The organism is Holdemania sp. 1001302B_160321_E10 (assembly GCF_015552275.1).
Taxonomy (GTDB): Bacteria; Bacillota_I; Bacilli_A; order Erysipelotrichales; family Erysipelotrichaceae; genus Holdemania.
Window position 1 is genome coordinate 14,740 of the sequence record NZ_JADNEM010000014.1, and the last position, 26,204, is coordinate 40,943.

General features: G+C 53.1%; 26 protein-coding genes. 5 read left to right on the forward strand and 21 right to left on the reverse strand.

Translation table 11 applies throughout. The features are described 5' to 3' along the window. Window positions 1–97 precede the first annotated feature (97 nt). From I2D94_RS09850 to I2D94_RS09865, 4 genes are all read right to left on the reverse strand, one after another. Window positions 98–1,501, reverse strand: coding sequence for an MATE family efflux transporter (locus I2D94_RS09850; protein ID WP_083538485.1), 1,404 nt, complete (start codon window positions 1,499–1,501; stop codon window positions 98–100). 234 nt (window positions 1,502–1,735) lie between these two features. Continuing rightward, window positions 1,736–2,764, reverse strand: coding sequence for a M42 family metallopeptidase (locus I2D94_RS09855; protein WP_072684552.1), 1,029 nt, complete (start codon window positions 2,762–2,764; stop codon window positions 1,736–1,738). Between the two features lie 38 nt (window positions 2,765–2,802). Further along, window positions 2,803–3,312: a bifunctional pyr operon transcriptional regulator/uracil phosphoribosyltransferase PyrR gene (gene pyrR / locus I2D94_RS09860; protein WP_072684160.1), complete on the reverse strand. Its 510-nt coding sequence runs from the start codon at window positions 3,310–3,312 to the stop codon at window positions 2,803–2,805. An 18-nt stretch (window positions 3,313–3,330) separates the two neighbouring features. Then, window positions 3,331–4,548 (reverse strand): class I SAM-dependent rRNA methyltransferase, encoded by a 1,218-nt coding sequence (locus I2D94_RS09865; protein ID WP_195396667.1) that lies wholly within the window; start codon window positions 4,546–4,548, stop codon window positions 3,331–3,333. A 207-nt stretch (window positions 4,549–4,755) separates the two neighbouring features. On the opposite strand from I2D94_RS09865, the gene I2D94_RS09870 reads away from it, so the two are divergent. Continuing rightward, entirely contained in the window at window positions 4,756–5,202 is a 447-nt protein-coding gene (locus tag I2D94_RS09870; protein WP_195396669.1) for a sporulation initiation factor Spo0A C-terminal domain-containing protein, read from the forward strand. 12 nt (window positions 5,203–5,214) lie between these two features. Beyond that, window positions 5,215–5,412 carry a hypothetical protein gene (locus tag I2D94_RS09875; RefSeq protein WP_195396670.1) on the forward strand — a complete coding sequence of 66 codons (198 nt, stop codon included), beginning with the start codon at window positions 5,215–5,217 and terminating at the stop codon, window positions 5,410–5,412. A gap of 36 nt (window positions 5,413–5,448) precedes the next feature. Here the strand turns inward: I2D94_RS09875 and murD are convergent, their stop codons facing one another. The 11 genes from murD to I2D94_RS09930 all read right to left on the reverse strand — a co-directional run bounded on the left by murD (window position 5,449) and on the right by I2D94_RS09930 (window position 17,030). Continuing rightward, entirely contained in the window at window positions 5,449–6,777 is a 1,329-nt protein-coding gene (gene murD / locus I2D94_RS09880; protein ID WP_195396672.1) for a UDP-N-acetylmuramoyl-L-alanine--D-glutamate ligase, read from the reverse strand. Between the two features lies 1 nt (window position 6,778). Then, a complete protein-coding gene (mraY, locus tag I2D94_RS09885; protein WP_195396674.1) occupies window positions 6,779–7,741 on the reverse strand; it encodes a phospho-N-acetylmuramoyl-pentapeptide-transferase in 963 nt (320 codons plus the stop codon). A gap of 17 nt (window positions 7,742–7,758) precedes the next feature. Continuing rightward, window positions 7,759–9,198, reverse strand: coding sequence for a UDP-N-acetylmuramoyl-L-alanyl-D-glutamate--2,6-diaminopimelate ligase (locus tag I2D94_RS09890; protein ID WP_195396675.1), 1,440 nt, complete (start codon window positions 9,196–9,198; stop codon window positions 7,759–7,761). Further along, window positions 9,149–11,065 carry a penicillin-binding transpeptidase domain-containing protein gene (locus tag I2D94_RS09895; protein ID WP_195396677.1) on the reverse strand — a complete coding sequence of 639 codons (1,917 nt, stop codon included), beginning with the start codon at window positions 11,063–11,065 and terminating at the stop codon, window positions 9,149–9,151. Before I2D94_RS09895 ends, I2D94_RS09890 begins: the two co-directional genes overlap by 50 nt. 78 nt (window positions 11,066–11,143) lie before the next feature. Next, complete coding sequence (locus I2D94_RS09900) at window positions 11,144–13,327, reverse strand: penicillin-binding protein (protein WP_195396679.1); 2,184 nt, start codon at window positions 13,325–13,327, stop codon at window positions 11,144–11,146. Window positions 13,328–13,332: 5 nt separating this feature from the next. Continuing rightward, the gene (locus I2D94_RS09905) at window positions 13,333–13,635 is read right to left on the reverse strand and encodes a hypothetical protein (protein ID WP_006058889.1); all 303 of its coding nucleotides are present in this window, start codon (window positions 13,633–13,635) and stop codon (window positions 13,333–13,335) included. A 4-nt stretch (window positions 13,636–13,639) separates the two neighbouring features. Then, the gene (gene rsmH, locus I2D94_RS09910; protein WP_195396681.1) at window positions 13,640–14,578 is read right to left on the reverse strand and encodes a 16S rRNA (cytosine(1402)-N(4))-methyltransferase RsmH; all 939 of its coding nucleotides are present in this window, start codon (window positions 14,576–14,578) and stop codon (window positions 13,640–13,642) included. Continuing rightward, complete coding sequence (gene mraZ, locus I2D94_RS09915) at window positions 14,575–15,006, reverse strand: division/cell wall cluster transcriptional repressor MraZ (protein WP_072684150.1); 432 nt, start codon at window positions 15,004–15,006, stop codon at window positions 14,575–14,577. Before mraZ ends, rsmH begins: the two co-directional genes overlap by 4 nt. A 271-nt stretch (window positions 15,007–15,277) precedes the next feature. Then, on the reverse strand, window positions 15,278–15,433 hold the full coding sequence (gene rpmF, locus I2D94_RS09920; RefSeq protein WP_006058885.1) for a 50S ribosomal protein L32: 156 nt from the start codon (window positions 15,431–15,433) through the stop codon (window positions 15,278–15,280). Between the two features lie 13 nt (window positions 15,434–15,446). Further along, window positions 15,447–15,950 carry a DUF177 domain-containing protein gene (locus I2D94_RS09925; RefSeq protein WP_072684149.1) on the reverse strand — a complete coding sequence of 168 codons (504 nt, stop codon included), beginning with the start codon at window positions 15,948–15,950 and terminating at the stop codon, window positions 15,447–15,449. A gap of 144 nt (window positions 15,951–16,094) precedes the next feature. Beyond that, window positions 16,095–17,030: an alpha/beta hydrolase gene (locus tag I2D94_RS09930; protein WP_072684148.1), complete on the reverse strand. Its 936-nt coding sequence runs from the start codon at window positions 17,028–17,030 to the stop codon at window positions 16,095–16,097. Window positions 17,031–17,189: 159 nt separating this feature from the next. On the opposite strand from I2D94_RS09930, the gene I2D94_RS09935 reads away from it, so the two are divergent. After that, window positions 17,190–18,302, forward strand: a complete 1,113-nt coding sequence (locus I2D94_RS09935) for a nucleotidyltransferase family protein (protein WP_072684147.1) — start codon at window positions 17,190–17,192, stop codon at window positions 18,300–18,302. Between the two features lie 681 nt (window positions 18,303–18,983). On the opposite strand, the gene tagD is transcribed toward I2D94_RS09935, so the two are convergent. Next, window positions 18,984–19,376 carry a glycerol-3-phosphate cytidylyltransferase gene (tagD, locus tag I2D94_RS09940; RefSeq protein ID WP_020223869.1) on the reverse strand — a complete coding sequence of 131 codons (393 nt, stop codon included), beginning with the start codon at window positions 19,374–19,376 and terminating at the stop codon, window positions 18,984–18,986. Window positions 19,377–19,558: 182 nt separating this feature from the next. On the opposite strand from tagD, the gene I2D94_RS09945 reads away from it, so the two are divergent. After that, window positions 19,559–20,326 carry an SDR family NAD(P)-dependent oxidoreductase gene (locus tag I2D94_RS09945; protein ID WP_072684146.1) on the forward strand — a complete coding sequence of 256 codons (768 nt, stop codon included), beginning with the start codon at window positions 19,559–19,561 and terminating at the stop codon, window positions 20,324–20,326. Between the two features lie 105 nt (window positions 20,327–20,431). Here I2D94_RS09945 and I2D94_RS09950 read toward each other — a convergent pair whose 3' ends face one another. The 5 genes from I2D94_RS09950 to I2D94_RS09970 form a co-directional block, all read right to left on the reverse strand. Further along, entirely contained in the window at window positions 20,432–21,154 is a 723-nt protein-coding gene (locus I2D94_RS09950; RefSeq protein ID WP_072684145.1) for a YebC/PmpR family DNA-binding transcriptional regulator, read from the reverse strand. 83 nt (window positions 21,155–21,237) lie between these two features. Continuing rightward, entirely contained in the window at window positions 21,238–22,107 is an 870-nt protein-coding gene (locus tag I2D94_RS09955; RefSeq protein ID WP_195396683.1) for a PHP domain-containing protein, read from the reverse strand. Between the two features lie 112 nt (window positions 22,108–22,219). Next, entirely contained in the window at window positions 22,220–23,944 is a 1,725-nt protein-coding gene (locus I2D94_RS09960; RefSeq protein ID WP_195396685.1) for a M56 family metallopeptidase, read from the reverse strand. Then, complete coding sequence (locus I2D94_RS09965; RefSeq protein ID WP_072684142.1) at window positions 23,931–24,302, reverse strand: BlaI/MecI/CopY family transcriptional regulator; 372 nt, start codon at window positions 24,300–24,302, stop codon at window positions 23,931–23,933. The genes I2D94_RS09960 and I2D94_RS09965 overlap by 14 nt, the downstream gene beginning before the upstream one ends. Window positions 24,303–24,412: 110 nt before the next feature. Next, the gene (locus I2D94_RS09970; protein WP_195396687.1) at window positions 24,413–25,369 is read right to left on the reverse strand and encodes an NAD-dependent epimerase/dehydratase family protein; all 957 of its coding nucleotides are present in this window, start codon (window positions 25,367–25,369) and stop codon (window positions 24,413–24,415) included. 331 nt (window positions 25,370–25,700) lie between these two features. Between I2D94_RS09970 and I2D94_RS09975 the strand changes: the two genes are divergently transcribed. Continuing rightward, on the forward strand, window positions 25,701–25,880 hold the full coding sequence (locus I2D94_RS09975; protein ID WP_072684140.1) for a hypothetical protein: 180 nt from the start codon (window positions 25,701–25,703) through the stop codon (window positions 25,878–25,880). Window positions 25,881–26,204 lie beyond the last annotated feature (324 nt).

The window sequence follows — 26,204 nt, forward strand, 5'->3', positions numbered from 1 at the left end:
TTCAAGCGCTTTCCATCAGATGATTTAAACTTTACAATTTGCCTGAAAACCGGCCGTCAAAAAAGGAGGAAATCAATGAATTTCCCCCTTCTGTTGCCTACACTTGAATGCGCGTCCACTTCGCTTCGCGGAAACGCCAGTAGCTGACGATATAGCGCGTGAACTGATCGAGCAGCACCGACAGCCACGCCCCCGGCAATCCCAGATTGAGCGGATAGCACAGCACCCAGGTCAGAACCGGCCGGACGATCGTGACGCTGACAAACATCAGAAGCGCGACAAACTTGACGTCGCCGGCCCCGCGCAGCGATCCGACGATGATGACCTGCACGATCTGAAACAGCACGGTGATCGAAAGAATGATCAACGGTGTTTCCCCGGCCAGAATCACCGCCGCCTCGTTGGTGAACAGCGCCATCAGCTGGGCGCGGAACAGCGTGATCGAACCGGAGACAAGAATTGCCAGAATCAAGCCGATCCGCTGGGCAACCTTGCCGTAGATGATCGCCATATCCGAGCGGCTGGCGCCTAAGCTCTGCCCGACCAGCGAGGTATTGGCAATCGACAGCCCGTCGCCGACGGAGAACGAAATCGACATGATGTTCATGACGATCTGATGGGCGGCGAAGGCGACCGTGCCCAGGCCGGCCACCGCTTTGGCGTACATCAGAAAGCCGATCCGCAAAAAGATCTGTTCAACAAAGGCCGACCAGCTGATGTTATAAAGATCGCGGATCGCCGGAATATCCGGCTTCCACGACTGCCGCCGATGCAGCTTTAAGAAGCCCTCGGTATGCGTGACGGAATACACCGCGATCAGAAACGAGACGATATTGCCGATCGCCGTCGCGATCGCCGCGCCCGCCACCTCCAGGCGCGGGAAGAAAAACAGACCGTTGATCAAAAGTGCGTTGAACACGAGGTTGACAAGATTGGCCGCGATGTTGGTCACCATCGAAATCCGCGTGTTGCCGACGCCGCGCTGGGCGGCGGTGATCGTCAGACCGATGCAGTAGAAGAAATTACCGAACATGATGATCCGGAAATAGGTCACCGCCAGGCCCAGATAATCCGGCGTCGCCCCGGCAAACGCCAGAATCTGCGGAGCGAACAGCGCGCCGCAGAAGGAAAGCAGAAAAGAAAACCCGACGCTCAGCAGCAGCGCCTGGCGCAGATAGGTATTCGCTTCTTCCTGCTTTCCCGCCCCCTTGCGGCGGGAAACGAGCACGGTAACTCCGGTGTTGAGCGCCAGGATCGTCGCCAGCACAAGAAACTTCGGCTGGTTGGTGATGCCGACCGCCGCGATCGACGCCGAGCCCAGGTTGCCGACCATCATCAAATCGACCGCTCCGATCAGCGCGATCAGCACGCTCTCGACGGCGCTGGGCCAGGCGATTTGATAGGTGCGCTTGTAAATCGCTTTGTTGCTCGGTATTTCGCCGCGGATCTGAGCCGGCTTGATCATTCCCTGCCAGCGGAAAAAGTTCAATATTGCGTCCACTTATAACTCCCCCTCAATTCTATACCGAATAGTTTACCATAATTCTTCAGAAAATGCGTCTTTAGTTCTGCCCTTGATTAAGGGAAACGGACCGGCCTGATTTTTTCACCCTATCCTCAGCGCAAAAAAAAGAAACCCGCCGCCGGAAGATCGAACTTCCACTTCAGCTGCGGGCTTCGATATTGAAAATCCTGTCCAATAAACGGGATTTGTCTCTTTCAGAGCATCCTTCGCTTATTTTTCAAGCAGGTAGGCCGCCAGCAGCGTGTAAGCCGCGCTGACGCCCTGCATGTGCGTCCGTTCCATACCGTGGCTGGCATGCACGCCCGGGCCGATCAAAGCGCCGCGGATATCGTTGCCGCCCTTGAGCGCCGCGCCGCAGTCGCTGCCGTAAAACGGATAGATGTCGACGGCATAGGGCAGCTGGTGCGCCTGCGCCAGTTCGATCAGCCGGCTGGTCATCTGATAATCATACGGGCCGCCGGAATCTTTGGCGCAGATCGACACATCGGTCTCAGTACAGCTCAGATCTGTACCGACGCAGCCCATATCGACCGCCAACAGCTCCCGGACATCACCTGGAATCCACGAAGCGCCGTGGCCGACTTCCTCATAGGTGGAGAACAGGAAATAGGTTTTCTGCGGCGTGGTCACGTTTTCATCTTTGAGCGCTTTCAGCAGCGTCAGAAAGATCGCGGCGGAAATCTTGTCGTCCAGAAAGCGGGATTTGATGAAGCCGCTCGGGGTGATCGTCGTCTTCGGGTCGATCGCGATGATATCCCCGGCCTGGATTCCCAATCTGCGCACATCCTCTTCATTGCGGACAAGCTCGTCGATCCGTACTTCCATCGTTTCCTCCGAGCGTTCCTGGCTCGAAGCTTCCTTGTAGACATGCACCGCCGGGGCCGTCGACAGAATCGTACCGGTATAGACTTTTCCCTGGCGTGTGATGATGCGGCAATATTCGCCATCCAGCGTCGGCAGGCACGGCCCGCCCAGCCGGGTAAACGCCAGCTTGCCATCCTTTTTAATTGATCGGACCATCAGCCCCAGCGTATCGGTATGCGCGCTCACCGCAACAGCCGGCTGATCGGCCGGTCCTTCGATTTCCACGATCAGATTGCCCTTGGCGTTGCGATAACAGGCGTAGCCTAACGCCTGCACCTGTTTTTCGATCCAGTCGATCGCATGCTGAGTAAAACCGGTCGGGCTGTCGATGCTCAGCAGTTGTTGAGCATAGTCCGCCAGAATTTGTTCGTTCATCTTCTTCATTGCGTTTCCTCTTTTCCTTCTGAACCAGACTAACTGATATAGACTCCGTCCTGATCATCCGTTTCGCTGACCAGCACTTTCACATCCTCATTGAGTGAAGTCGGCACGTTCTTGCCGACATAATCGGCGCGGATCGGCAGCTCGCGGTGTCCGCGGTCAACCAACACCGCCAGATGAATCGCCCGCGGCCGGCCGAAGTGCATGATGCCGTCCATCGCTGCGCGCACTGTGCGGCCTTTATACAAGACGTCGTCGACCAGAATCACGATTCTGTCCTGCACCGGCACGCGCAAGGCCGGCGGCTGAACCTCGCCGCGTTCTATATCGTCGCGCCACGAAGAAATATCAAGGCTGTCGCAGGGAATGTCGCATTCCTCAAACTGATCGATCATCTTTTTTAAACGTTCCGCCAGAAATTCGCCGCGGGTCTTGATGCCGACCAGCACCAGTCCTTCCACACCCTTGTTTTTTTCTACGATTTCATGCGCCATGCGTACTAACGAACGCTTCATGGAACTGGCGTCCATAATTTCCTTCATGTTTGTCTTCTCCTTTCGTCACACAATCTGGAATAAATAAAATTTAAGATACCGGGTTTCCGGCACGGTTATTAAAATGGGATGATCCGGGGCCTGATGACGGACCTCGATTTGCCGCAGCTCGACCTTTGCGTTCCGCGCGGCTTCCTGCAGCATCGTTTCAAACATTGCGTCTTCCATAAAATGCGAACATGACGCCGTTGCGAACAATCCGCCCCGCGGCAAAAGCTTCATCGCCAGCGTGTTGATCTGGCAATAGCCCTGATAGGCGCTGCGGATCGTTTTGCGGGATTTGGTAAACGCCGGCGGATCGAGAATGACATAATCAATGCCCTGCGCTTTCCACTTCGGATCCGCTAACAGATCGAACACGTCGGCCTGCACAAACTCCAGCTTCTCTTCCAATCCGTTAAGCCGCGCATTGTCTCTGGCGCTGGCTAATGCGCTGGCGGAAATATCGGCGGCGATCACCCGCGCCGCCCCAGCCTTCGCCGCATTGAGCGCAAATGATCCGGTATGCGTGCAGCAGTCCAGCACCGATCTTCCCTTCGCCAGCCGGGCCGCCGCCTGACGGTTGTATTTCTGATCGAGGAAAAATCCCGTCTTCTGCCCCTCGCCAAAATCAACCTCATAGCGGATTCCGTTTTCCACGATCTGCGTCGTCGTGCTTTCGGGATGCGGGAAGCCGGCGGCCCAGCCCGTGCTTTCCGTCAGGCCTTCCTTTTTGCGCAGCGCGATGTCGTTGCGTTCGTAAATCCCCGCGATCGTTTGACCGCGTTTTTCCATTTCTTCCCACAACAGGGCAAACAGCTGATCCTTGATCCGTTCGATCCCCAGCGACATGATCTGGCTGACCAGCACCGAGCCAAACCGATCGACCGTCCAGCCCGGGAAGTGATCGGCTTCCCCAAAGATCAGCCGGCAGCAGCCGAAATCCTCGCCCATGACGATCCGGCGGTAATCCAGACTGTAACCGATCCGGCGGCGCCAGAACGTCTCGTCAAATCCGTCGTTGGCATTCTGCGAAACAATCCGCACGCGGATCAGCGACTGTTCATTATAAAAGCCGGTTCCCAGATAGGTTCCCTTTTCATTGACGACATCGCACAGCTGCCCGTCCGCCGTTTCTTTGACTTCGACGACTTCGCCGCCGTAAACCCACGGATGACCGCTTTGCAGGCTGCGCTGCGCTTTTTTCGTCACGGTCACCGTCGGAAACTGACGTTGTTGTTTCATGATTCATCCCTCTTTTTCACAGTCTTATCTTATCTGAAAGTCAGGGAAATTACAAATATTCTTTTCCCAAATTTCCGGTTAAACCTTTGACAAGGTCACAAAAAGAGTGTAATCTGAAATGGCACCGTTTTTTATCATTTCTGCAAGCCAGACCTCTGTTTTTATTCTGATTCCAAACAAATCAGGAGAAAAGAGGGTGCCAGGGATATGAGTTATGACTTTTTCAGCATGAATACAATTAGTGAAAACGCTGTGCTTCATCACAGACTTTTTTATTGCGTCCGTGAATTATTTCGGGCGCCTGAAAATCACAGGAGGCCGCAGTTAAGCCGTTCGGCTCAGCTGCTTCACGAATTGGGCATGCCCAGCAGTCTTTCCGGTTACCGGTTCTTGGAATTCGCGATGATCACGCTCGCGGAACAGCCGCACCTGCTCAAGAACCTGGACCGCGGATTATATCCGATCATTGCCGAAAAGTTTAACAGCACCAAAGACCGGGTTGAGAAAAACATCCGCTGCGCCATTGAACGAACATGGCTGCGCGGCAATGCTTCCCTGATCAGTGAGATTTTCGGGTATTCCGTCAATCCGGATCAGGGCCGACCATCCAACGCCGAGTTCCTCTGGGCCGTCTGCGATTATCTGAACCGCTGAACAGGTTCAGACGTGCCGGTTTATGCGCAACCCAAAAATCCGCCGTTGAAGCCAACGATCAACGAATCCGGGCAGCTGCCCTGGGATATTCGCGATCAAGTGCTCGACGGCGGATCTTTTTTATTTTATCGCAGCTGTTTCAAGTATGAAAATCAGGTCTTCTTCAAGAACATCCGCTGCATGACCTGTCGTGACCGGATACGCCAATGATCTCGGATCGCTCAAGGTTAAAGCACAATACCGGCGTTACAGACCGTTTTTTTCATCAGCCTGCCCGGTCAGCGCCAACACCTGTTCCTTGAACTGGCGGCCGCGCTGTTCATAGTCGGTAAACTGATCCCAGCTGGCGCAGACTGGCGACAACAGCACAATATCGCCCTTCTTCGCCAGCTGACAGGCCTGATCAACAGCCTCCGCCATCGTTTCCACGACGATCGCATCCGGCCGCAGCGCCTTGAGCTGATCGCGGGTTTCGCCATACACGATCATCGTCGCGATCCGGTCCAGAACCGGCTTCAGACCCTCGAAGCCGGTCTTTTTATCATACCCCCCGGCAAGCAGAATCACCGGTTTGTCAAAAGCCTTCAGGGCGACCGTCGTCGCGTCGACGTTGGTCCCCTTGGAATCGTTGTAATACCGCGCGCCATTGATTTCCGCCACAAATTCGATCCGGTGCTCGACGCCCTTGAACGTGCGGATGCCTTCGCGGATCTGATCCGCGTCCACGCCCATCTTCACCGCCATCGCGGCCGCCGCCATCGCATTCTGCAGGTTATGCCGGCCCGGCAGATGCAGATCACTCAGCGCAAACAGCGGCTGATCAAACAGCCAGACCTGATCCTGCTTTACGCAGACGTCGGCCGGCTTATCCAGCGAAAACGTCACCCTGCGGCACGGCAGATCCACGCAGCGTTTGACGATTTCCGGATCGTCAAGATTGACTAAAAACCAGTCGTCGCCGGTCTGATTTTTCCAGACGAGCATCTTGGCGTCGTAATAGGCGTCCAGCGAACCGAAATAATCCAGATGATCCGGCGTCAGATTCATGCAGACCGACACCGCTGGATGGAACTTTTCCATCGCGACCAGCTGAAAGGCAGCGACCTCCAGCGCCACGTCCGTCTTCTGATCACCTTGTTGGCGCACAATTTCCGATAACGGCACGCCGATATTGCCCGCTGTCCGGGCATTGGGACGCTTGCGTTTCAGCAGTTCGCCCAGCAGCGTCGTCGTCGTGGTCTTACCATTAGTACCGGTAATGGCGGCATAGGTAAACTGATCGGTAAACCACGAAGCGACCTCGATTTCATTGACAATCCGCGCCTTTTTCTCCACGAAATACTGCACGAACGGCGCATGATAAGGAATTCCCGGATTCTTGACGATCAGATCCCAGTTTTCCATTTTCAAAAATTCCGGATGTCCGTGATCCAACACCTGAACTCCGGCTTCTTCCAGTTCGCGTTTTGCGTCGATCTGCTTCATATCGGTGATCGTGACCGCATGATGATGACTTGCCAGCAAATACGCCGCCTGCGTCCCGCTGCGGGCCGCGCCGATGATTAAAACCTTCATATTACAACACTCCAATCAGAAAGCCGGCCACTGTGCAGACCAGCTGTAAAATCCAGAACATCACAACGACCTGCGTCTCGCGCATGCCGCCTAAAACAAAGCTGTAATGAATCGGTGTGTAGCGGAACACGCGTTTGCCGCGCAGCTTCACCGACGAGATCTGGATGATGACGCACAGCGTTTCCCAGACGAACACTCCGCCGATCACCACTACGGCGATCTCCTGCTTCAGAATCATCCCGACCGCAGCCAGCGCCCCGCCCAAAGCCAGCGAGCCGGTATCGCCCATGAAGATCTTCGCCGGATGCGAATTGTATTTCAAAAAGCCCAGCAGCGAACCCATCACCGCCATGATGAACGTCGCGATCGCCAGCTTGTCCTGCTGCAGAGCGAACATCACAAACGGCGCGAAGGCCAAAAAGCTGCATCCCCCTGCCAGCCCATCCATGCCATCGGTCAGATTGACGGCGTTGGACGCGCCGGTGAACATAAAGAACACCAAAAGCATATACAGCCCGCCTAACGGAATCACCCATTCAAGAAACGGCAGGATCACATCCGTCGACGCGTTCTGGCGGTACATGAAGAAGAACAACACCGCTAAGACCAGCTGTAAAAAGAATTTGTACTGCGGCTTAAGACCTTCGTTGTTCTGCCGGATCACGATGATATAATCGTCCAGAAAGCCGATCAGACCGTAGCCGACATACGCCAGCATCACGATCATCGCCTGCAGGTCGCTGATCGCCCCCGGCTGCAGAAGCAGCGTTACGGCTAAGGGCGTCAGCACGAACACGATGCCGCCCATCGTCGGCGTCTTCTGTTTTTGTTTGTATTCTTCTAACGAATATTCGCTGACGGTCTGGTTGTAGTTGATTTTATGTAGATAGGAGATCAGCAGCGGCATCGTCGCAAGCACGACGACCAGGCTGATTCCAAAAGCACTGACCAGTGTTAGAAACATGTTTCTGTCCTCCCCGCTTACCCGAAGTACCGCTCGATCAACGTGCGGTCGCTGGGGCAAGTCTTTGCCGTGTTCTGAATCAGGGAAGTCTCCCCGCCTTTTCCAGCGACTACTATTATATCATCAGTTTGCGCGCCGTCGAGTACAAATTTTATTGCTTCCGCCCGGTCGCGGATGATTTTCTGAGAGCCGTCGCAGCCCGCGGCAATCTGCGCCAGAATTCGATCTGGATCCTCGGTGCGCGGATTGTCGTCGCATAACACAACCTGATCGGCATAGGTGCAGGCGATCCGGCCCATCAGCGGGCGTTTATCCGCCTCCCGGTCCCCGCCGCAGCCAAACACGACGCTTAAGCGGGTATGCCGCTGATCCGCCACCTTACGCCAGTGCTTCAGCATCGCTTCCAGCGCGCTGGCGGTGTGCGCGTAGTCCACAACAGCCAGCACCGGCTGCTGGCATACGATTTCCATCCGGCCTTCCGGCAACGCCGCATGACGCGCGAACTCCAGCATCGCCGCCCAGGGGATATCCAGCGCGAACCCGCAGGCCAGTGCGGCTGCCAGATTCCCTTCATTAAAGATTCCGGCCAGCGGCGCTTCGACGCGGTGGCCGTTGAGATCAAACGTGATCGAATCCAGCGTTTCCGCGACCGGATGAATCCGGAAATTGACGCTGTCCCGGCCATAGGTAAACACCGGCCGGTGCAGCTGACTCAGCCAGCGCTGCGTCACCGGGTCGTCCTGATTCAAAATCGCCGTCCCTTTCTCTTTCAATTTCTCAAACAACATGAATTTCGCCCGCTGATACGCTTTTAATGTCTTGTGATAATCCAAATGATCCTGTTTCAGATTTGTCAGCACCGCCAGATCGAACAACAGCCCGTCGACCCGGTGCATCGCCAGCGCCTGGGAGCTGACCTCCATGATCACGGTATCAATCCCCCGTCTCACCGCTTCGTCCAGCAAGCGCGTTAACGTCAGCGGATCGGGCGTCGTATTCGGACTGAAGCGAATTTCATCGCCGATCACAATCCGCCCGGTGCCGATCAGACAACAGCGCCGTCCGGCGCCGCTTAACATGTCGTAAAGCAGCTGGGTAACCGTGCTTTTGCCATTGGTGCCGGTCACGCCGATCATCGTCAGCTTCAGCGCCGGATAATCGTAATATGCCTGCAGCAGCAGCGGATAGACTGCACGCGGATCGGGATGCACGATCGTCCGTTCCCCCGGCTGATCGCTGAGCACGTACCCCCCGCGCGAGCGCACCGCGTCAGCCCATTGCCGCCCGTCCGCGCGGTCGCCGCGCAGCGCGACAAACAACCCACCGCGGCCGATTTCCTGCGCCCGGTCACTGAGTGCGGTCAGCTCCGTCGTGTCTTCCGTTTCAATGCCAATCACCCGCAGCAGCTCATTCAGCCGACGCCGCCGGGCAGTAGAGCCAGACTGTGCCTTGTTCATCAATTTTCACCCCCGGACTTGGCAGCTGGTCGACGACGACGTCGCCCTCGCCGATCTTGACCAGCTTCAGATTTTCGTTTTTCACCTTTTTGTATTCCTTGCCGATATAATCGCCGACCTCGATGGTCACCGGATCGGTCCACAGCTTGATCTTCGCCATCTGATCGTCGGTTCGCCTGACCTCATAGAGCGTCAGCACATCTTCCAGCACATTGCGCACGATCGGGGAAACGACGGTGCCGCCGTACTGAATGTTGGACTTTGGCGCATCGAGCGCGATATACACGACGATCTGCGGATCGTCGATCGGAGCCGCGGCGATCGTCGACAGAATGTATTCGCCGCTCATATACGCGCCGTCCTTCGCCTTCTGGGCCGTGCCGGTCTTGCCGCCGATCTTGTAGCCGTCGATATACGCGCCCTTCGCTCCGCCTAACGCCACGACGCTTTCCAGCGCGTAGCGCATCTTGAAGCTGGTGTCCTCGCTGATGACCTGGCGTACGGCGTTGGGCTTCACCTCGACGATCGGATCCTTGGTTGTCGGATGCAGGATCGCCTTGGTGATATACGGCTGGTACAGCGTCCCGCCGTTGACGATCGCGCAGAAGGCCGTGACCAGCTGAATCGCCGTGACGGAAATGCCCTGGCCGAAACCCGTCGTTGACTGTTCCAGCAACCCCCAGTCGTCGGTATTGAACAGGATGCCCTTGGCTTCGCCCGGCAGATCGACGCCGGTTTTCTGACCGAAGCCGAAGGCGTCAAGATATTTACTCAGATTGTCGCCGCCCAGCATCTGCGCGATGTGCACGAAGCAGGGATTGGACGAATTCTGCAGGCATTGCATATAGGTCTGCTGACCATGACCGCCGGCTTTCCACGACTTTAAGCGCGCACCTTCGACAATCTCATAACCGCGGTCGTAATAACCGTCGTGTTCCATATCGAACAGTCCTTCCTCCAGCCCCGCGGAAAACGTCACCGTTTTAAACGTCGAACCCGGTTCATAGCTCATCCAGACCGGCAGGTTGCGGTTGTAGACGGATTCGTCGTAGTCCTGGTAATGATTGGGATCAAAGTCCGGCTTCGACACCATCGCCAGAATTTCGCCGGTGTTGGGGTTCATCGCCAGCCCCCAGGCAGAATCCGGGTTGTAGCGTTCCATTGCGTTGTTCAGCTCGCGCTCCAGAATACTTTGAATCCGCGTGTCGATTGTCAGCATGACGTCCATCCCCTGACCCGGGGCTTCATAGCGCTCGGAATAGATTTTCACCGGATGCCCCTTCGCGTCGAATGGAATTTTCATACTTCCCTTATTCGCTTTTAAAATTTCCTCATATTGCAGCTCCAGTCCGGCCAGCCCCTGATTGTCCACGCCGGTAAAGCCGAGCACCTGCGCCAGGTAGGCGCCGTTGGGATAATAGCGCAGCGAGTCCTGCACCAGATACACGCCGGTCAGATCCAGATGGTCGATCGCCTTGGCCTGTTCGTTGGAAATCAGCCGGCCGTAAGGGACGATCCGCTGGGTCGAAACCTTGCGGGTGATCTGCTTGTAGATGTTCTCTTTTTCCGTTTCCAGAATGTCCGCCAGCTGCTGGGCGGTGCTGTCGGGATCGGTGATCTGAGCCGGAACAACCATGACCGACGTCGAAGGAATATCCGTCGCCAGCACTTCGCCGTTGATGTCCAGAACATTCCCGCGCAGCCCGGACACTGGGAAATCCCGCTCCCATAAATCCTGCGCTTTGGAAAACAGCGTTTCCCGATCCAGAATCTGAACGTAAGCCAGCTTGCCGATGATCAAGGCAAAAATGACCGTGCCGCCGATCACGATTTTGTTGATGCGTTTTTTTATCCGCGTGCTCAGCATCCGATCACCTCTGTTTCATCCTATGAAAAAAGACCCGCGCTCATGCGGATCTTTCTTTGTTTGCAAAGGATGAAACGTCTATTCCTGCAGCACGACCTCGATTGCCGTCTGCTTGTTGACCAGCGTCCCCGGCGGAATATTCTGGGAAACGACCTTGCCGTAGCCTTCGATCTTGACCGGCAGACCGCTGGCCTTCCAGAAGCCGCTGACCTCCTTGCGCGTCCAGCCGTTCATGTCGGGCATCGTGATCTGATAGGTGTCCGTCAGCAGGAAAACCTTCTGGCGCGTCACCACCATCTCGCCGGCCTGCGGGAACTGATCGATGATCTCCTCGCCTCCGCCCAAGACGATCACATCGCATTCGCTGTCGGCCAGCTTGTTCTGCGCGTAGGTTAACGTGTGATTGATCAGCGAGGGCATCGTGGATTCATGAATCGGTACGATTTCCGCCGACGGCGCACCCGGCTCGCTGACATCCTGCTGCCCGGCAAAATTGTAGGTCATCGCGACCTTGCGCAGCACCGATTTGATCGCGTCGGATTTGACGTGCGCGTTCTTATCATAATCGGCCTGGAACGCATAATACACCAAGACCTTCGGATCCTCCGCCGGCATCGCCGCCATCAGCGAAACGATCGTCTTGCCCGTGCTGTAGCCGCCCCCGCCGACCGCTGCCAGCTGGGTGGTTCCGGTCTTGGCGATGATCGTCGTTTCCGGAATCTGATAGAACCGGGCGGTGCCGTCCTCGCGGTTGGCTGTGTCGTACATCAGCTGCTGGACCTGCTTGGAGGTTTCGACGCTGATCGGATTGCCGACAACCTGCGTCTGGCCCTGATACAACACATTCTGATCGTCATAAGAGGAACGCACCTGATCGATGACGTACGGCTTGACCATCGTGCCGTCGTTGAAAATTGCGGAATAGGCCTGGATCATCTGCAGCATCGTGACGGTCGAGCCCTGCCCGTAGGTCAGCGCCAGCTTGTCCGCCGGCCAGGTAAAATTCTTCACGCCGGTGCTTCCCGCAATGCCGTCGGTATCGACCAGCTTGAAAAAACCGAAACGGTCGAGATACTCCTCATAGACCGACGGTTCAATTAAATTCGTAATGATGCTCGCAGTCACGACGTTGGACGAATAGACTAAGCCCAGATCGTAAGGGATCATGCCCCAGCTTTTGCCCGACGCATTGCCGATGCAGCCGATCTTGCGGGAATCACCTTGGGAAACGCGGTACGGCTTCCGGTTGGCCGCCGCGTAACAAAACTTCGAGCTGTCCACCAGTACGCTGCCGTCATACGCTCCGCTGTCGATCGCCGCGGCATACGTGAAAACCTTCATCGTCGAGCCCGGTTCGTAAGGCATCTGCGATACATAATTGACGTAATCATCAATATTCATCGTGTTCGGATCAAACGACGGCGACTGGCCCCATGCCAGGATCTTGCCGGTTTCGACTTCCATGACCGAACCCCATACCTTTTCCGGGTTAAACTCGGCCTGCGTCTGCATGAACGCCGTTTCCAACGCTTCCTGAATCCCCTGATCCAGCGTTAAAATCACGTCGTTGCCATTGACGGCGCTCTTTTCTTCCATCTTCATGCCCGGCAGAATGTTGCCGTTTTTGTCTGCCTGATAGCGTTTATAGCCATCCTCACCGCTCAGCGCGGCATTCATATATTGTTCGATGCCCATCCGGCCGCTGACTTCCCCGTCGTCGTCCGCCTGCGCGAAGCCGATCAGATAGGAAGCAAACGTGCCTAACGGATAGGACCGCTTTGTCGTCTGCACAAATTCGATCCCGTTGAGATCCAGCGCTTCGATCGCTTCCTTGGTTTCCCGCGGCAGATTGCGCCCTTTGCTGCCAAGCTCCACCTGTTTGGCGCTCTTGGTCAGATAGCCGTAAAGCGTCGATTCCTCCATACCTAAAATCGGCGCCAGCGCACGCGCCGTGGCCAGCGGATCGTCGACATAAGCGATCTCACCCTTGCGGCTCTGACGGTCCTTATCCAGAATAGCGATGATGTTGTAGGTCACGTTGTCCTGCGCGATGATCGTTCCGTTGCGGTCTAAAATATATCCCCTTCGGGCCTGCTGAACCGTCCTGTGCACGTTGCTGGCGGAAACATAATCGGTCAGATCCGTTCCGCTGCGGGCGTGGACCTTCACGACGGCCACTAAAAAAACATTCGCCGTGACCAAAGTGCTGATCAACAGAATCGTCGCCAGGATCAGCAGGATCATGCGATTGCTTTGCCGCATGAGAATTACTCTCCAGTTTTGGCGATTGTCACAATATTCCCCTGATTTTGTGTCATGCCGTCCTCGGCCGCAATGCCGGTGACGCGGTCGCGCGTGCTCAAGCTCTGGACTTCAATCTTTAACGCGTCGTTCTCAGTCTGCAGTGCCGCGATGTCGCGGGATACGCTCTGCTGACGCGCGCTCAATGAGTTATTGTAAGTTCTTAAGAATAATGAAGAAGAAACATAACAAACTGAGGCGAAAAAAAGCAGCACTGCAGCCAATCCTTCTAACCTTAGCTTCTTCTTCTTTTTCACTAACTTAGCCATGATTCTAATCCCCTATCCTTTCTAATACGCGTAATTTCGCGGAATGTGAACGATTGTTTTCCGCAAGCTCCTCCTCGCCTGGCAAAATCGGCTTGCGGCTGACCAGACGGAAGTCCGGCTGCCGGATCTGACTTGGCAGCAAGGGAATCCGCGGGTCGGTTTTTTCAACGCTGGACGCCTGACGGAAGGTTTCCTTCACGATCCTGTCCTCCAGCGAATGAAAGGTGATGACGGCGATCCGGCCGCCCGGTTTGACTAACGACATCGCCGCCCGCAGGCCGGTTTCCAGCGATTCCAGTTCGCCGTTGACGGCGATCCGCAAAGCCTGAAACGTCTGCTTGGCCGGATGTCCCTTCTTATTGAGCACTTTCGCCGGCAGCGCCTTTTTGATCACGTCGACCAACTCGAAAGTCGTGTCGATCGGATGCAGGGCACGGGCCCGCACGATCTGCCGGGCGATCGGACGGGAATAGCTTTCCTCGCCGTATTTCCACAGCAGCGCGCTCAGTTCTTTTTCATCAAGTTCGTTGACCAGATTCCAGGCCGAGCGCGGCTGACTCTGATCCATGCGCATATCCAGACGGGCGTCGTAGCGGTAGCTGAATCCCCGTTCGCCGTCGTCAAACTGCGGCGAGGAAACGCCCAGATCCATGACCACACCGTCGACACTCAGCACGCCCCGCGCGTTCAATTCCTCACGCATCTGCGCGAAATTGGCGCGGATCAGCGTCACGCGGTCGCTGACTTCGGCTAATCGCTGTGCGGATTCCGCCAGTGCCTGTTCGTCAAGGTCGAACGCGTAAAGATGACCGGTCTGCAAGCGGCGGGCAATTTCCAGACTGTGGCCGCCGCGGCCTAATGTGCCGTCAACATAAATACCGTCAGATTGGCAGTTCAGGGCGTCGATGGACTCCTGAAGCAATACACTGTAATGTCTTGTCATATAAGAAACTCCGTGAGCTGTTCGGCAACATCCTCAAACGAAGCACTGGCTTCGTCATAGTAGTTGTCCCAGCGTTCCTTGGCCCAGATTTCCACGTGATCGGCAACCCCGACCACGACGCATTCTTTTTCAATTCCGGACTCGGTGATCAAAGCGGCGGGAAGCAGAATTCGTCCCTGGCTGTCCAGTTCGCATTCCGACGCTTTCGACGTCAGCATGTGAATGTACATCCGGGTTTCCCGCTTGGTGGAAGGCAGCCGTTTCAGCTGCTCGAACACGGCGTCCCACTGCGCCATTGTATAGGTGCGCAGACAGCCGTCCAAACCGCGGGTAACAACGAAGCGATTGCCAAGCTCATCGCGAAAGCGGGCAGGAATGATCATTCTGCCCTTGGCGTCAATGTTGTGCCGATATTCGCCCATGAACATGATCAATCACCCACAATCTACCACTTTATGCCACTTCATACCACAATTATAACACCGTCCCCGCAAATGCCAAGAATTTATTTTAATAAAACGTCATTAAGTCGTCATAATTTGTTAACCAATTTTTACCATTTGGCTTAAACACAGGCTTTTTGTCGAAATGTGTCAGAATAAATCAAGTCCTGTTTCTTAATTTAATTGAATTATTTTCAACTTATCTACAAGAATAAAAAAAGACACCGGAAACCTTTTCCGATATCTTCTTTTTGTTTTATTTGCCGTTGTAGGAACCGCAGGAGCAAACGCGATGCGGCAGCTTGTATTCTCCGCAAGCCGGGCATTTAACCAGCGTCGGAGCCGTCAGCTTGAAATGCGTTCTGCGTTTTGCCTTTCTTGTCTTCGAATTTCTTCTCTGTTGTACAGCCATGTGTCAGCACCTCCTAATCATCAAACTTGAATTCTTTCAGTTTCGCTAAACGAGGGTCAATTTCTTGTTTCTTCTGCCGGTTGTAATCTTCTTCCCTGATGACTTCCCAGCCTTCTCCCTTGGGATAGGAAATTCCGCTTTTAACAACCTTGAGCGGGACTTCGGCCAGGATCAGCTGAAAGACGACCGGGTAGAGTTCAAGTACATCCTTCTTCAGAACATGAACCTCATCTTCCTCGCACGGAAGGAAAGAGAACACTTCGTGAGAAGAAGTCTCAAACGGCACGATGACGTCTTCCAACGACACCGCGCAGGGAACCACCATATCACCCGTGACCTTGAGATCTGCCTCGAAACGCTGCCGCGACGGATCGTAATGTCCGCTGCCGGTCACCGTCACGTTTTTCAAATCCCGCAGGCGGTCACTCGCCAAACTTTCCGGATCAAACGTCACAGCCTCGTTAATTGTGAGTTCTTGATTCCCTTGATTGATCAGTTCAGTTTTAGACCATTTCACGCGCAGTTCACCCTATTTCGTTAACAGCCTTTATTATATGTAAAAACCCAGCTAAAGTCAATGATAACTTTTAAAGCTTAACACCGGGGTTTTTCGCAGGTTGGAAAACGTTGGACAGCGGAAATGAAAGCAGAAATTTACAGCTTACTGACCGACTTGTTCTCCCTGCCGCAGATCGGCGCAGCCGGGGATCTTGCGGGCTGACCAGTCAAGGATCTCCGCAACGACCTGATCCTTTTCTTTTTCGTTGAGCAGCTCATGACGCAGACTCTTGAACACCCGCATTTCGATGTCATCATAGCCGGCTTCCCGCAGCGTTGCCGCTGAGCTTTCCAGTCCCTTGCGGCCGCCGGTCACCGGATCATCCCCGCCGGCGATAAACAGAATCGGCAGCTTCGGGTTCTTGAGATTCCAGCGCATCAGATCGTGCATATCCTGAATCCCGTAAAACATATCGTCAAACGCCGAAGCGGTAAACCGGAATCCGCACAGCGGATCGGCGATGTACGCGTCGACATTGTCCGGGTTCTTGCTCAGCCAGTCTAACGGCGTGCGCGGATTGGGGATCTGCTTGTTGAAGGAGCCCTGCACCAGCTGATCGAGCAGCTTGCTGCGGTAATGATCACCCTTGAGCGCCATGATCGTCTTGGCCATAACCCGGCCGGCCGAGGCGGCCGGGTTGTAATTCGGCGCGCCGCACAGGATCAGTCCGTTCAGCAGCGCGTCGTAGCGTTTGACAAAGCTGCGGGCCATGATCGAACCCATGCTGTGACCGAACAGGATTACCGGCACATCCGGATATTCCTGCTTCACCTGAATCATCAGCTCATACAGATCGTTGACGCATTTCTGCCAACCCTTATGCTTGTTGAAATAACCCAGCTCCTCAGGACTGGCAGCGGATCCGCCATGACCGCGGTGATCGCTGGTCACCACCACAAAGCCCAGTTTAGCCAGATTCTGTGCGAATTCCGCATACCGCAGCCGGTGTTCCGCCATCCCGTGCGAAATCTGGAAGATTGCCCGCGGCTGCCCATCAGGGCGGTATATCGTTGTCGCTATTTTTTGTTTTTCATCCATTATTTTTGTTTCACCTCGGATTCCTAGTTTATTATAGCATAGCGTTTCTCCGGTTTGTGAGCATTTCACGAATGTTTATGATATCATAAGGGGCGACAGTGCAAAACACCGCTGTCTGCCTTCCCATAAGGAAGGGTTGGAAAGTTCTGGAGGTTGTCTATGAAAGCTTGCGGCATTATCGTGGAATACAATCCGTTTCATAACGGTCATCTTTATCATATAGAACAAGCCCGTGCGATCACCGGCTGCGACGTGCTGATCGCGGTGATGTCGGGGAATTTCGTCCAGCGCGGGGAGCCGGCAATTCTGGACAAATGGAAACGGGCGGCGGCGGCGCTGGCGCAGGGCTGCGATTTGATCATCGAGCTGCCCTACCCCTGGGTCACGCAAAGCGCTTCGCATTTTGCCGAAGGCGCGGTGACATTATTAAAACTGGCGCAGGTTTCTTCCCTGGTCTTCGGCTCGGAAAGCAACAACCTGCAGGAGCTGAAGGAAATCGCGTCGATGCCGATCAATCCGGATCATCTGAAGGAGTCGTTGGCCGCCGGACTGGCCTTTCCCAAGGCATATGGTTTATGGGCCAGGGAGATGCTGCCCAACGATATCCTGGGCGTGGCCTATCTGAAGCAGCTGCAGGACAGCCCGATCACGCCCTATACGATCCAGCGTACCGTCGGCTATCATGAAACAGCGCTGCAGGGTCCGGTGGCCAGCGCCAAGGCAATCCGGCTGGCCGCTGAACAGGAATGCTTCTGCGATGAACAGACGCCGATGGCTTCCGCGCTGAAGACCGGTCCCCGGGTCTGTCTGGCGCAGTTCTATCCTTATTTAAGAACGATGTTGATCACGATGCCGGTTCACGTGCTGCAAACGTACTTCCTGTTTTCCGAAGGGATTGAAGTTCATCTGGCTCATTGTGCAGAAATTTCGCCGAATTGGGACAGCTTCATCGCTGCGGCCGTGAACCGACGCTATACCCGATCGCGGATTCAGCGCACCTGTCTGCAGCTGCTGTGCCAGATTCATTGGGATGAGGTCCGCAGCCTGCCGCCGCTGGATACGCTGCGTCCGCTGGCGTTCAACGAAACCGGAAGACAGTATTTAAAACAGCTGCGTCAACAGGAAGTTCGCATCGCCTCCCGTTTTGCGGCCGTTCCCGAGCCTTACCGCCGGCTGGAATACCGTTCGACACAGCTGTACGCCTCAATGATGGCGGAATCCGCCCGGATCGCATTGTTAAAAAAAGAAATCGGCGGACCGATCATCCTGTAAAATAAGGATCATGACATCATCCTCATTAAATTACCATAAAAAAAGCTGGCAACAGTAGACCTATTTTTAAGCTTACTGCCGCCAGCTTTTTGCCGTCAGAAATTCGATGCCGATCAAAACTGAGTAAGAATCGTTCAATGCCGCTTTCTGATCACTCATTTCACTACTTTTTTTATCGCAATCTTCGTCGAAATTGATATACCGTCCTATGCAATTACAAAACAGGGCCAACACTTTATTGTTAAAGAATTTTTTATAGATCCGGGTCCCGCTTGACTGCGGCTAATGCAAATTTTAATCATATCGGTTGATCCTTCCCGGGCATAAAATTCATAAAACGGCGAACATAAGTTTTCAAGCTATAAGTGATAAATACAGCCTCCCCTTATCAAGAAAGCAATCCTTGATCTTCAACAGAGAGAAAAGTCCGTGTCTCCATTCGAATATAGAGATACTGATTATCTGTTTATAATGCTTGGACATAAGAAAAATACACTCTTTTTTTACAGTGGATTAAAGCAATAAACCGGTTCTTACTAAATTTAGGGTAGGCTTAGAATTTCTATACAAAAAAGGAGGCTGTACAAAGCAAGATTTCAGGCTTTGTGCTACCTATTCTTTTTATCTTTACCCAAGTTCGAGGAAAAACCAATAAATCTTCCTGCCTTTTTTTATTTCAACTTATTTCAGCTTTTCAAGATCCTCCTTGATCTTAGTCGTAGAGATTCCTTCGGTGCGCGGCAGATAAACAACCTCGCAATATGCTTTCAGCTCGTCGAACTTCCCTTCCCAATCATCGCCCATAACAAACACGTCAGCGTGATATTCCTGGATATCCTTTGCCTTCTGTCCCCATTCGTTTTCCGGAATCACCAGATCGACATAGCGGATCGCCTCCAGCATCATCTTACGTTCTTCATAGCTGTGATAAGCTTTTTTTCCTTTGATCGCGTTGAACTCGTCGGTCGACAGTCCGACGATCAGATAATCTCCCAGCTGTTTCGCGCGCTTTAATAAACGGATATGTCCCCAATGCAGAAGATCATAGGTTCCGTAAGTCAGTATTCGTTTCATAATTCATTCCTTTCCTCGCTTTCCATTATATCAAAAATCGATCTTTGCGGGTATCGTTCTGTGAATTCGCAATTATTTTCAGGCTTTTTTTCAAACAACTTTGTGAATTTATTTAACTATTTAACATTTTCATTGTTTCTTTCATCATCACGATTTACGATTATAGTAAAGGAGGAATCTTCATGAATGTCTTAAAAGAGAAAGTGGCTTTGATCACCGGCTGCAGCGGAGGAATCGGACGGGAAACGGCCATTCGCTTCGCGGAAGAAGGCGCAAATTTGGCGATCTGCGCAAGAACCCAGTCCAAGCTTGAGGAAACAGCTGAAATCTGCCGTAAGAAAGGCGCGGAGGTTCTGGCTGTCGTCTGTGACATTACCGATCGGGCACAGCTTGAAAATCTGGTCAAGCAAACCGCCGACCGCTTTGGACGAATCGATATTCTGATCAACAACGCGGTAGACGCAAAACCGGGCATTCCATTTTTGCAGCAGACGGAAGCCGATCTGATGACGGTATTCAAAAGCGGCTATCTGGCGACATGGCGGCTGATGCAGCTGTGCTATCCTTATTTGAAAGAATCCCATGGCAAGATCATCAACTTTGCTTCCCCGGCCGGCTTGACCGGTACAGAAGGCTACGCAGCGTACGCTTCGGTCAAAGAAGCGATCCGCGGTCTGTCAAAAGTTGCGGCCCGCGAGTGGGGCAAAGATGGGATTAACATCAACTGCATCAGTCCGACGGCGATCACTCCGAAAATGCAGGCGATCATTGATTCGTTTCCGGAAGGTCAGCGTAAACCAGAAACCCTGGGCTTTACGGTTCCGGCTATCGGTCGGATTGGCACGGCCTATGCTGATTTAACTCCGGTTCTCGTTTTCTTAGCCAGCGATGCCTCCGGCTATATCACCGGTCAGACAATCCGCGCCGACGGCGGCGGCACGATTTTCTAAGCCGCTGGCAGCTTCCTGTTTTCAAAAAAAAAACGGTACAATCGAAGCCATCCCCAGTTTGATCCAACACGTCAGACGGGCTTCAAAATTTACCGTTTTTTTTACTTATTCAGCTTCGACGTTATGATAAACCTTCTGTACGTCGTCGCAATCGTCCAGCATCGTCAACAGACGATTCCAGGATTCCTTGTCTTCTTCACTCTCCAGCTTGACATATTCCTGCGGCAGCATCGTGATTTCGCAGGCGTCATATTCAACCTCCGGAATCAGGGCGTCGATCGCTTCCTTCGCTTTGTGGAAATCCGTCGGATCGACCGTCACGGTCATGGTGCCGTCTTCACATTCAATGTCGATGACATTGACTTCCGCCATGATCAGCGCATCCAGCATGCCTTCTTCATCTTCATACGGGAAGTTGAACAGACCGACGTTGTCGTAGCTGTGCGAGACGCAGCCCGCAACACCCATCTTGCAATGCGCCTTGTTGAAGCAGGTCTTAACCGCGCTGACGCTGCGGTTGGTGTTGTCGGTCAGACAGTCGATAATGATTGTCGCCGCGCCCGGGCCGAAACCTTCGTAACGGCAGGAATCGTAGTTTTCGCCAGTGCCGCCCTTCGCTTTTTCAATCGCTCTTTTAATGACGTCGGCAGGTACCTGATTCGCCTTCGCTTCGGCAATTTTCCGTTTCAGGCCCAGATTCATCTCCGGATCCGGAACGCCCGCTTTCGCTGCGATCAACAGTTCTTTGCCGTAACGGGAGTATAATTTTGACTTCGCTGCGGCTGTTTTGGCCATCGCCGCCGCACGGACCTCATGTGCACGTCCCATAGTTAATAACCACCTTCCAAAATTGACTTTATCATTATATCAAAGCACACTGTAAAAATCACGAAGAAATTTGTAAAACAGGCTTAAAAGCGGTGAATTTCCGCTTCATCCATAAGAAACGGGATGCGCCCGATCTGAATCGCCGGTTTGTGATGGCCGTGGAAATCGCTGCCGCAGGTCATCCACAGCCCATGATCCAGCGCCATCTGCCGGTAACGGCGGGTCTGTTCCTCATTGTGATAGCTGCTGTAAACCTCCATGCCCCGCACGCCGCTGTCTAATAATCGTTCCAAAATTTCATCCTTGCCTTTGAAATTGGCGCCCGGATGGGCGACGACGGCTTCCCCGCCGGTAGCGTGAATCAGGTCGATGATTTTCGCCGCCGTCTTCTTGCTTCCTGCGGTATAGCCCGGCTTGCCCTGGGAGAAGAAATCCCAGAAAAAGTTCACATTCGGATTATCGCTGCGGCTGCCGCCCTTGCGGTAGGGATCCAGCCAGCGTAAACCGTCGTATTCCCTGTGGCTTAACAGGTATGCGCCGATATCCTCGGGCACAAGAATGTTGTCCTTGGCCACGGTCTTTAACAGCTCGTCCGGCAAATCCAGTTCCATCGCTTCGCAGAACTGATGCTTCGCTTTCCAGGTGTTTTCAACAGACTGATCGTAATAATAATGGAACAATTCATCATAACGCGGATCGGTGATATCAATTCCATAAGCCGTCATGTGGAAGCCCACGCCTTCAAATTCGCAGTCAATCTCAATGCCCGGAATGACGCGGATGCCTGCCGCTTCACCCAAGCGCGCCGCCTCGGCGACGCTGCCAACGTTGTTGTGATCGGTAATCGCCAGCGTCTTCACGCCGTTTTCCTGCGCCATGCGGATGATTTCCTCCGGTGTGTAGTCCGCGTCGGTGCTGACGATCGTATGGATATGATAATCCAGGGTACTCATAAAATTCCTCCTCTTACCTCTAGGTGAAGTATACCGTGAAACCGTTTTCCAAGCAACAAAAGAACCCGGAAATTTTCCGGGTTTTGATTTGAAGAGCGATGTATTTTCCTCTTTACTGGTACAAACTTGACGGATCCAACGCCGTTTCATTCTGAATCAGATAGAAATGTACATGTGGTCCGGTTGCCCGTCCGGTCATTCCCATGATGCCGATCGTCTGTCCCTGCGCGACAGCGTCCCCTTCCGCAACCTGAATTTCGCCCAAATGTCCGTAAAAGCTCTGAATTCCGTCGACATGATCAAGAATGATGTAATTACCGTCGATCGAATTAAACCCGGTCGTGTTCACCGTTCCCGCCGCCGTTGCCAGAATCGGCGCCTGCTTGTTATCCGGATCGGTGATATCCAGCGCCTGATGATCAGCATAACAGCCCCAGCGGCAGGTGATTTCAGGGTTTTCAACCGGGGAAATCGCCTGAATCCGGGCTACGGCGTCAGCGCCGTCCGCATCCGGATACGGCTGAAGAAGCTGGTCCGAAGTCAGTTTTACAAAGATCCGATCTGTTGGCATGAAGCAGGTCACGGATTCCGGGATTTCCCCGAATTCCAGCTGCGCCAGGGATTCTGCGCCCCGCTGCATATCGGTCAGCGTCAGCGTTTCGCCAGTCGGCGAAACCCATTCCTTAACCCGCACGATGACCGGCACCTCCATGCCCATTGATTCCAGCGCTTTCTTCGAGCCTTCGCACCAGACCTTGATTTCATGGGTGTCCGTCAATTCAACCGGCGCTGCTTCGTTTTGAATCAGCGTCCGCTTCATCGTCATTTTCCAGCCGGACTGAGCATCCGGTTTTACCATCATGCCGACGCTGACCCCGGCGCAAATCAGGACGATCCCGGCCGCAAGCAGCCACGGCGTTCGTTTTTTATTCACAATCCATCCCATCCTTTCTTTAAATCGCTTTTGTGTTCGCTTGCTATTGAGGCACTGCAGCGCCCGCTCATCATGATCCGCGCTCAACGCCAGCAACAGGCGAGCGTAACCGATCCGGTCTGCCTGCGGTTTATCCTCCAGCAGTTTTTCGTCGATGAAGTATTCCAGATCCAGCCGCAGCTGATTCATCATCAGGCGCACTAATGGATTAAACCAATATACAATCTCCAGCAGCAGAATGAACCCCAGAAACCATGGATGTCCGTATTTCACATGCAGGCATTCATGATCGAGCATCACTCTCCGCTGCGCTTCTGTTCGTTCTTTAAAATCTGCGCCCAAGACCAGCTGCGGCATCAAGTTGCCATAAATCGCGCAGCTGTGAAGGCTCGCGCTCTGCCGGACAGGAATCTGCAGGCAGCGATTAATCCGCATCTGACGCACTGCTTCTTCACCCAGCGCGGGAGAACAAGGCTGCAGACATAACCGTTTTTTCAATTTCACACGGGCGATCCCATTGACAGTCGTCATGACGACCATTCCCAATACCCAGAGCATCACCAGTCCCTCGCCCCAGGTCCAATTTTGCGGTATCGGCTTGTCCGGCGGCATTGAGAGCGCAGCTTGGGCTGGATGGATGATTATCGGCGTAGTTTCAATTTGTTCTACCGTTTCCGTGAATGAATCTGCCAACGGGATTGTCGTCAATTTCTGATACGGGCTGTGCTTTGACGTCAGCTGAACGGGAATTGCCAGCTGGATCAACAGCGGAACCCACAACAACAGCCGGGCGGTTGGTCCAAGCCTGCGCAGACTCTTTTTTCTCAGCAGGAAGATCAAGATAATCAGCGGACTGATCATTAATGAGACTTCCAGAAGCTGCCGCAGACTATTTTTCAGCATCGCGGATCATTTCCTTCAATTCTTCCAGCTCATCGTCACTCAGCTGAACTTCTTCCATGAAGTTCAGCATCATCCGGCTCATCGAACCGTTGAACAGCTTATCGGCCAGACTTTTCTGTGTCTGTCGCGTATAATCCCGGCGGCTGATCGCCGGGCTGTATAAAATTTCACGCGCGCTGCGGTCGGCCGTCACCGCCTGTTTTTCCTCGCAGCGATGGATTAACGTACGAATCGTCTTGGCATTCCAGTCCTTTTGTTTGGAAACCTCCTCGACAATCTGATTCGCGGTCAAGGGTTCCCGCAGCCACAGAACTTTAAGAACCTCTAATTCGGCATCGGTGATTTTTTCGGCGTTCATCAACGTCCCTCCATTCAGATTACAACTGTAATACATCTATATATTACAGTTGTAATCTCATTCTGTCAAGCGAATTCATAAAAACGTCCGGCTTGTGCCGGACGCTCTGTTTATTCCTGTATTCCCATTTCGCTTAGAATCTGTTTTTCATTGGCCGCCAGCTTGGGCTTAAACACAATCTCGCCGCGATGTTCGCAAAACCAGCGGTAAGCCCGCGTCAAGCCGGTTTCAAACGAGGTATCTTCCGGCACAATTTGATGAATCTTCGTCACATCCAGTACATTGTCATAATCGCGGAACGGGAAGTAATCTCTGGCGTTCCAGTTTGCATCATGAACCGGAATGATCTTCGCCTGCGCGCCGCAGACGTCAGCACATTGTTGAATCCATTCGCTGAAGCTCACGCCCTGTTGATCGCCGACATTGTAAATCTCAATCCCCTGACCCGGACACCTTAACAGAGTCGTGACGATCTTGGCTAAATCGCCGGTGTAGCAGAACTGAATGCGGTTATCCGCCGCCGGGATCAAAATCGGCTGATTCCGCATCAGGTGATCAAAAATGAAGCTTTCCCGCTGCACATAATTATATTCCCCATACATATAAGGCGGCCGCAAAATCGACAGCGCGATGTTTTGCTTTTGGCAAAATGCCGTCAGCGCGCTTTCCGCCGCGATTTTATCGGTACCATATTGTCCCCAGTATGGATTTTCCCCTAACGGTTGCGTTTCTAAAATCGGCAGCGCACACCGGTCTACGTCATAAACCGCACTGGAACTGATGAAAATCCAGTGTTTAACGGAGCAATCCAGACTTTCGCAGCAGATCTCAATCTGCTTCTGGTTTAATCCCGACACGTCAATCACCGCGTCGAAAGTTCTGCCTTTTAACGTTTGTTTCATCGCTGCCGCGTCTTCCCGATCACAGGTCAGCTGCGTTACCGGTCTCCCTGTCCACGGCTTACTGTCGCGGTTTAATAACGAAACTTCCCAGCCATCTTCCAAACACTGTTCTGTAATCCGTCTGCCGATAAAATAACTGCCGCCTAAAATCAATACTTTTCGCATGAATGATCTCCTTTTTCAGGTTTATTATATCATCAGCCTGAACAATTACCAGTTTTCCAATCGATTCTTCCTGCATAATCATCCTATATGCAGAATAATAGAATCCCCATCGCAGCTTATTTCCGAAAAGTATCTTCAGCGCTCTTTTTTTACTTTGTGAACATATTTTTCATCATTTTCTTAGGGGGTTATTTTTACTTTTCCGCAATATTAATAGTGTTGGGTTTTGTTGAACCGCGGATGCCCGTCCGGACAGAATCGACTTTTGACCTTTTCAATTCGATTCAAACCGACAGATTTTTGTCGTCTGTCATTCAAGGAGGGCAATTCTATGGAACATTTCCTGGAACTTTTTGTCAATGTAGTTTTGAAAGTTGGTTTGCCCTTGATCGAATGTTCGATCAAGGTGATTGAATGCCGCTTAAAAATTATAGAGGCCAAAAAGAAAAGCGCTGCACCATCGACCAAGAAAAGTCAGCGCTCATCTGTCCGCCGCCACCGTAAAAGGTAGCTCATGACGGGTGCCGCCTTTCAGCAACACCTTACACCTTTAGTATAGGCATTCCTGATGGAATTTCAACCTTTTTCTTTCCTTCCTGAGTTAATCCGTTATTATTCATTGGGAACAAGGCTGAAAAACAAACAAGAATTTATAATAAAAAGGCTCAAATCAAAACACGACACTGCAAGCCGAAAAGAGTAAACGATATAGATTGGCAAAAATGAAACGAAAGAAATTGATTTCATCATCCTTTGACGACGAACGTTTGTTCAAGTCTGCCGGCGTTTACTGCCAGCCACAAGCTTCTGCCCCGTAAAAGAAAAGCCCGGCTTA

Coding starts and splice junctions, on each gene's coding strand:
- rsmH (WP_195396681.1), bottom strand. CDS start 14,578: ATGACAAGACATTACAGTGTATTGCTTCAGGAGTCCATCGACGCCCTG.
- mraZ (WP_072684150.1), bottom strand. CDS start 15,006: ATGTTCATGGGCGAATATCGGCACAACATTGACGCCAAGGGCAGAATG.
- tagD (WP_020223869.1), bottom strand. CDS start 19,376: ATGAAACGAATACTGACTTACGGAACCTATGATCTTCTGCATTGGGGA.
- I2D94_RS09935 (WP_072684147.1), top strand. CDS start 17,190: ATGAAAGCTTGCGGCATTATCGTGGAATACAATCCGTTTCATAACGGT.
- I2D94_RS09970 (WP_195396687.1), bottom strand. CDS start 25,369: ATGCGAAAAGTATTGATTTTAGGCGGCAGTTATTTTATCGGCAGACGG.
- I2D94_RS09975 (WP_072684140.1), top strand. CDS start 25,701: ATGGAACATTTCCTGGAACTTTTTGTCAATGTAGTTTTGAAAGTTGGT.
- mraY (WP_195396674.1), bottom strand. CDS start 7,741: ATGTTTCTAACACTGGTCAGTGCTTTTGGAATCAGCCTGGTCGTCGTG.
- murD (WP_195396672.1), bottom strand. CDS start 6,777: ATGAAGGTTTTAATCATCGGCGCGGCCCGCAGCGGGACGCAGGCGGCG.
- I2D94_RS09960 (WP_195396685.1), bottom strand. CDS start 23,944: ATGCTGAAAAATAGTCTGCGGCAGCTTCTGGAAGTCTCATTAATGATC.
- I2D94_RS09930 (WP_072684148.1), bottom strand. CDS start 17,030: ATGGATGAAAAACAAAAAATAGCGACAACGATATACCGCCCTGATGGG.
- pyrR (WP_072684160.1), bottom strand. CDS start 3,312: ATGAAGGAAATTATGGACGCCAGTTCCATGAAGCGTTCGTTAGTACGC.
- I2D94_RS09865 (WP_195396667.1), bottom strand. CDS start 4,548: ATGAAACAACAACGTCAGTTTCCGACGGTGACCGTGACGAAAAAAGCG.
- I2D94_RS09905 (WP_006058889.1), bottom strand. CDS start 13,635: ATGGCTAAGTTAGTGAAAAAGAAGAAGAAGCTAAGGTTAGAAGGATTG.
- I2D94_RS09890 (WP_195396675.1), bottom strand. CDS start 9,198: ATGAACAAGGCACAGTCTGGCTCTACTGCCCGGCGGCGTCGGCTGAAT.
- I2D94_RS09855 (WP_072684552.1), bottom strand. CDS start 2,764: ATGAACGAACAAATTCTGGCGGACTATGCTCAACAACTGCTGAGCATC.
- I2D94_RS09955 (WP_195396683.1), bottom strand. CDS start 22,107: ATGAGTACCCTGGATTATCATATCCATACGATCGTCAGCACCGACGCG.
- I2D94_RS09895 (WP_195396677.1), bottom strand. CDS start 11,065: ATGCTGAGCACGCGGATAAAAAAACGCATCAACAAAATCGTGATCGGC.
- I2D94_RS09965 (WP_072684142.1), bottom strand. CDS start 24,302: ATGAACGCCGAAAAAATCACCGATGCCGAATTAGAGGTTCTTAAAGTT.
- I2D94_RS09870 (WP_195396669.1), top strand. CDS start 4,756: ATGAGTTATGACTTTTTCAGCATGAATACAATTAGTGAAAACGCTGTG.
- rpmF (WP_006058885.1), bottom strand. CDS start 15,433: ATGGCTGTACAACAGAGAAGAAATTCGAAGACAAGAAAGGCAAAACGC.
- I2D94_RS09900 (WP_195396679.1), bottom strand. CDS start 13,327: ATGCGGCAAAGCAATCGCATGATCCTGCTGATCCTGGCGACGATTCTG.
- I2D94_RS09945 (WP_072684146.1), top strand. CDS start 19,559: ATGAATGTCTTAAAAGAGAAAGTGGCTTTGATCACCGGCTGCAGCGGA.
- I2D94_RS09950 (WP_072684145.1), bottom strand. CDS start 21,154: ATGGGACGTGCACATGAGGTCCGTGCGGCGGCGATGGCCAAAACAGCC.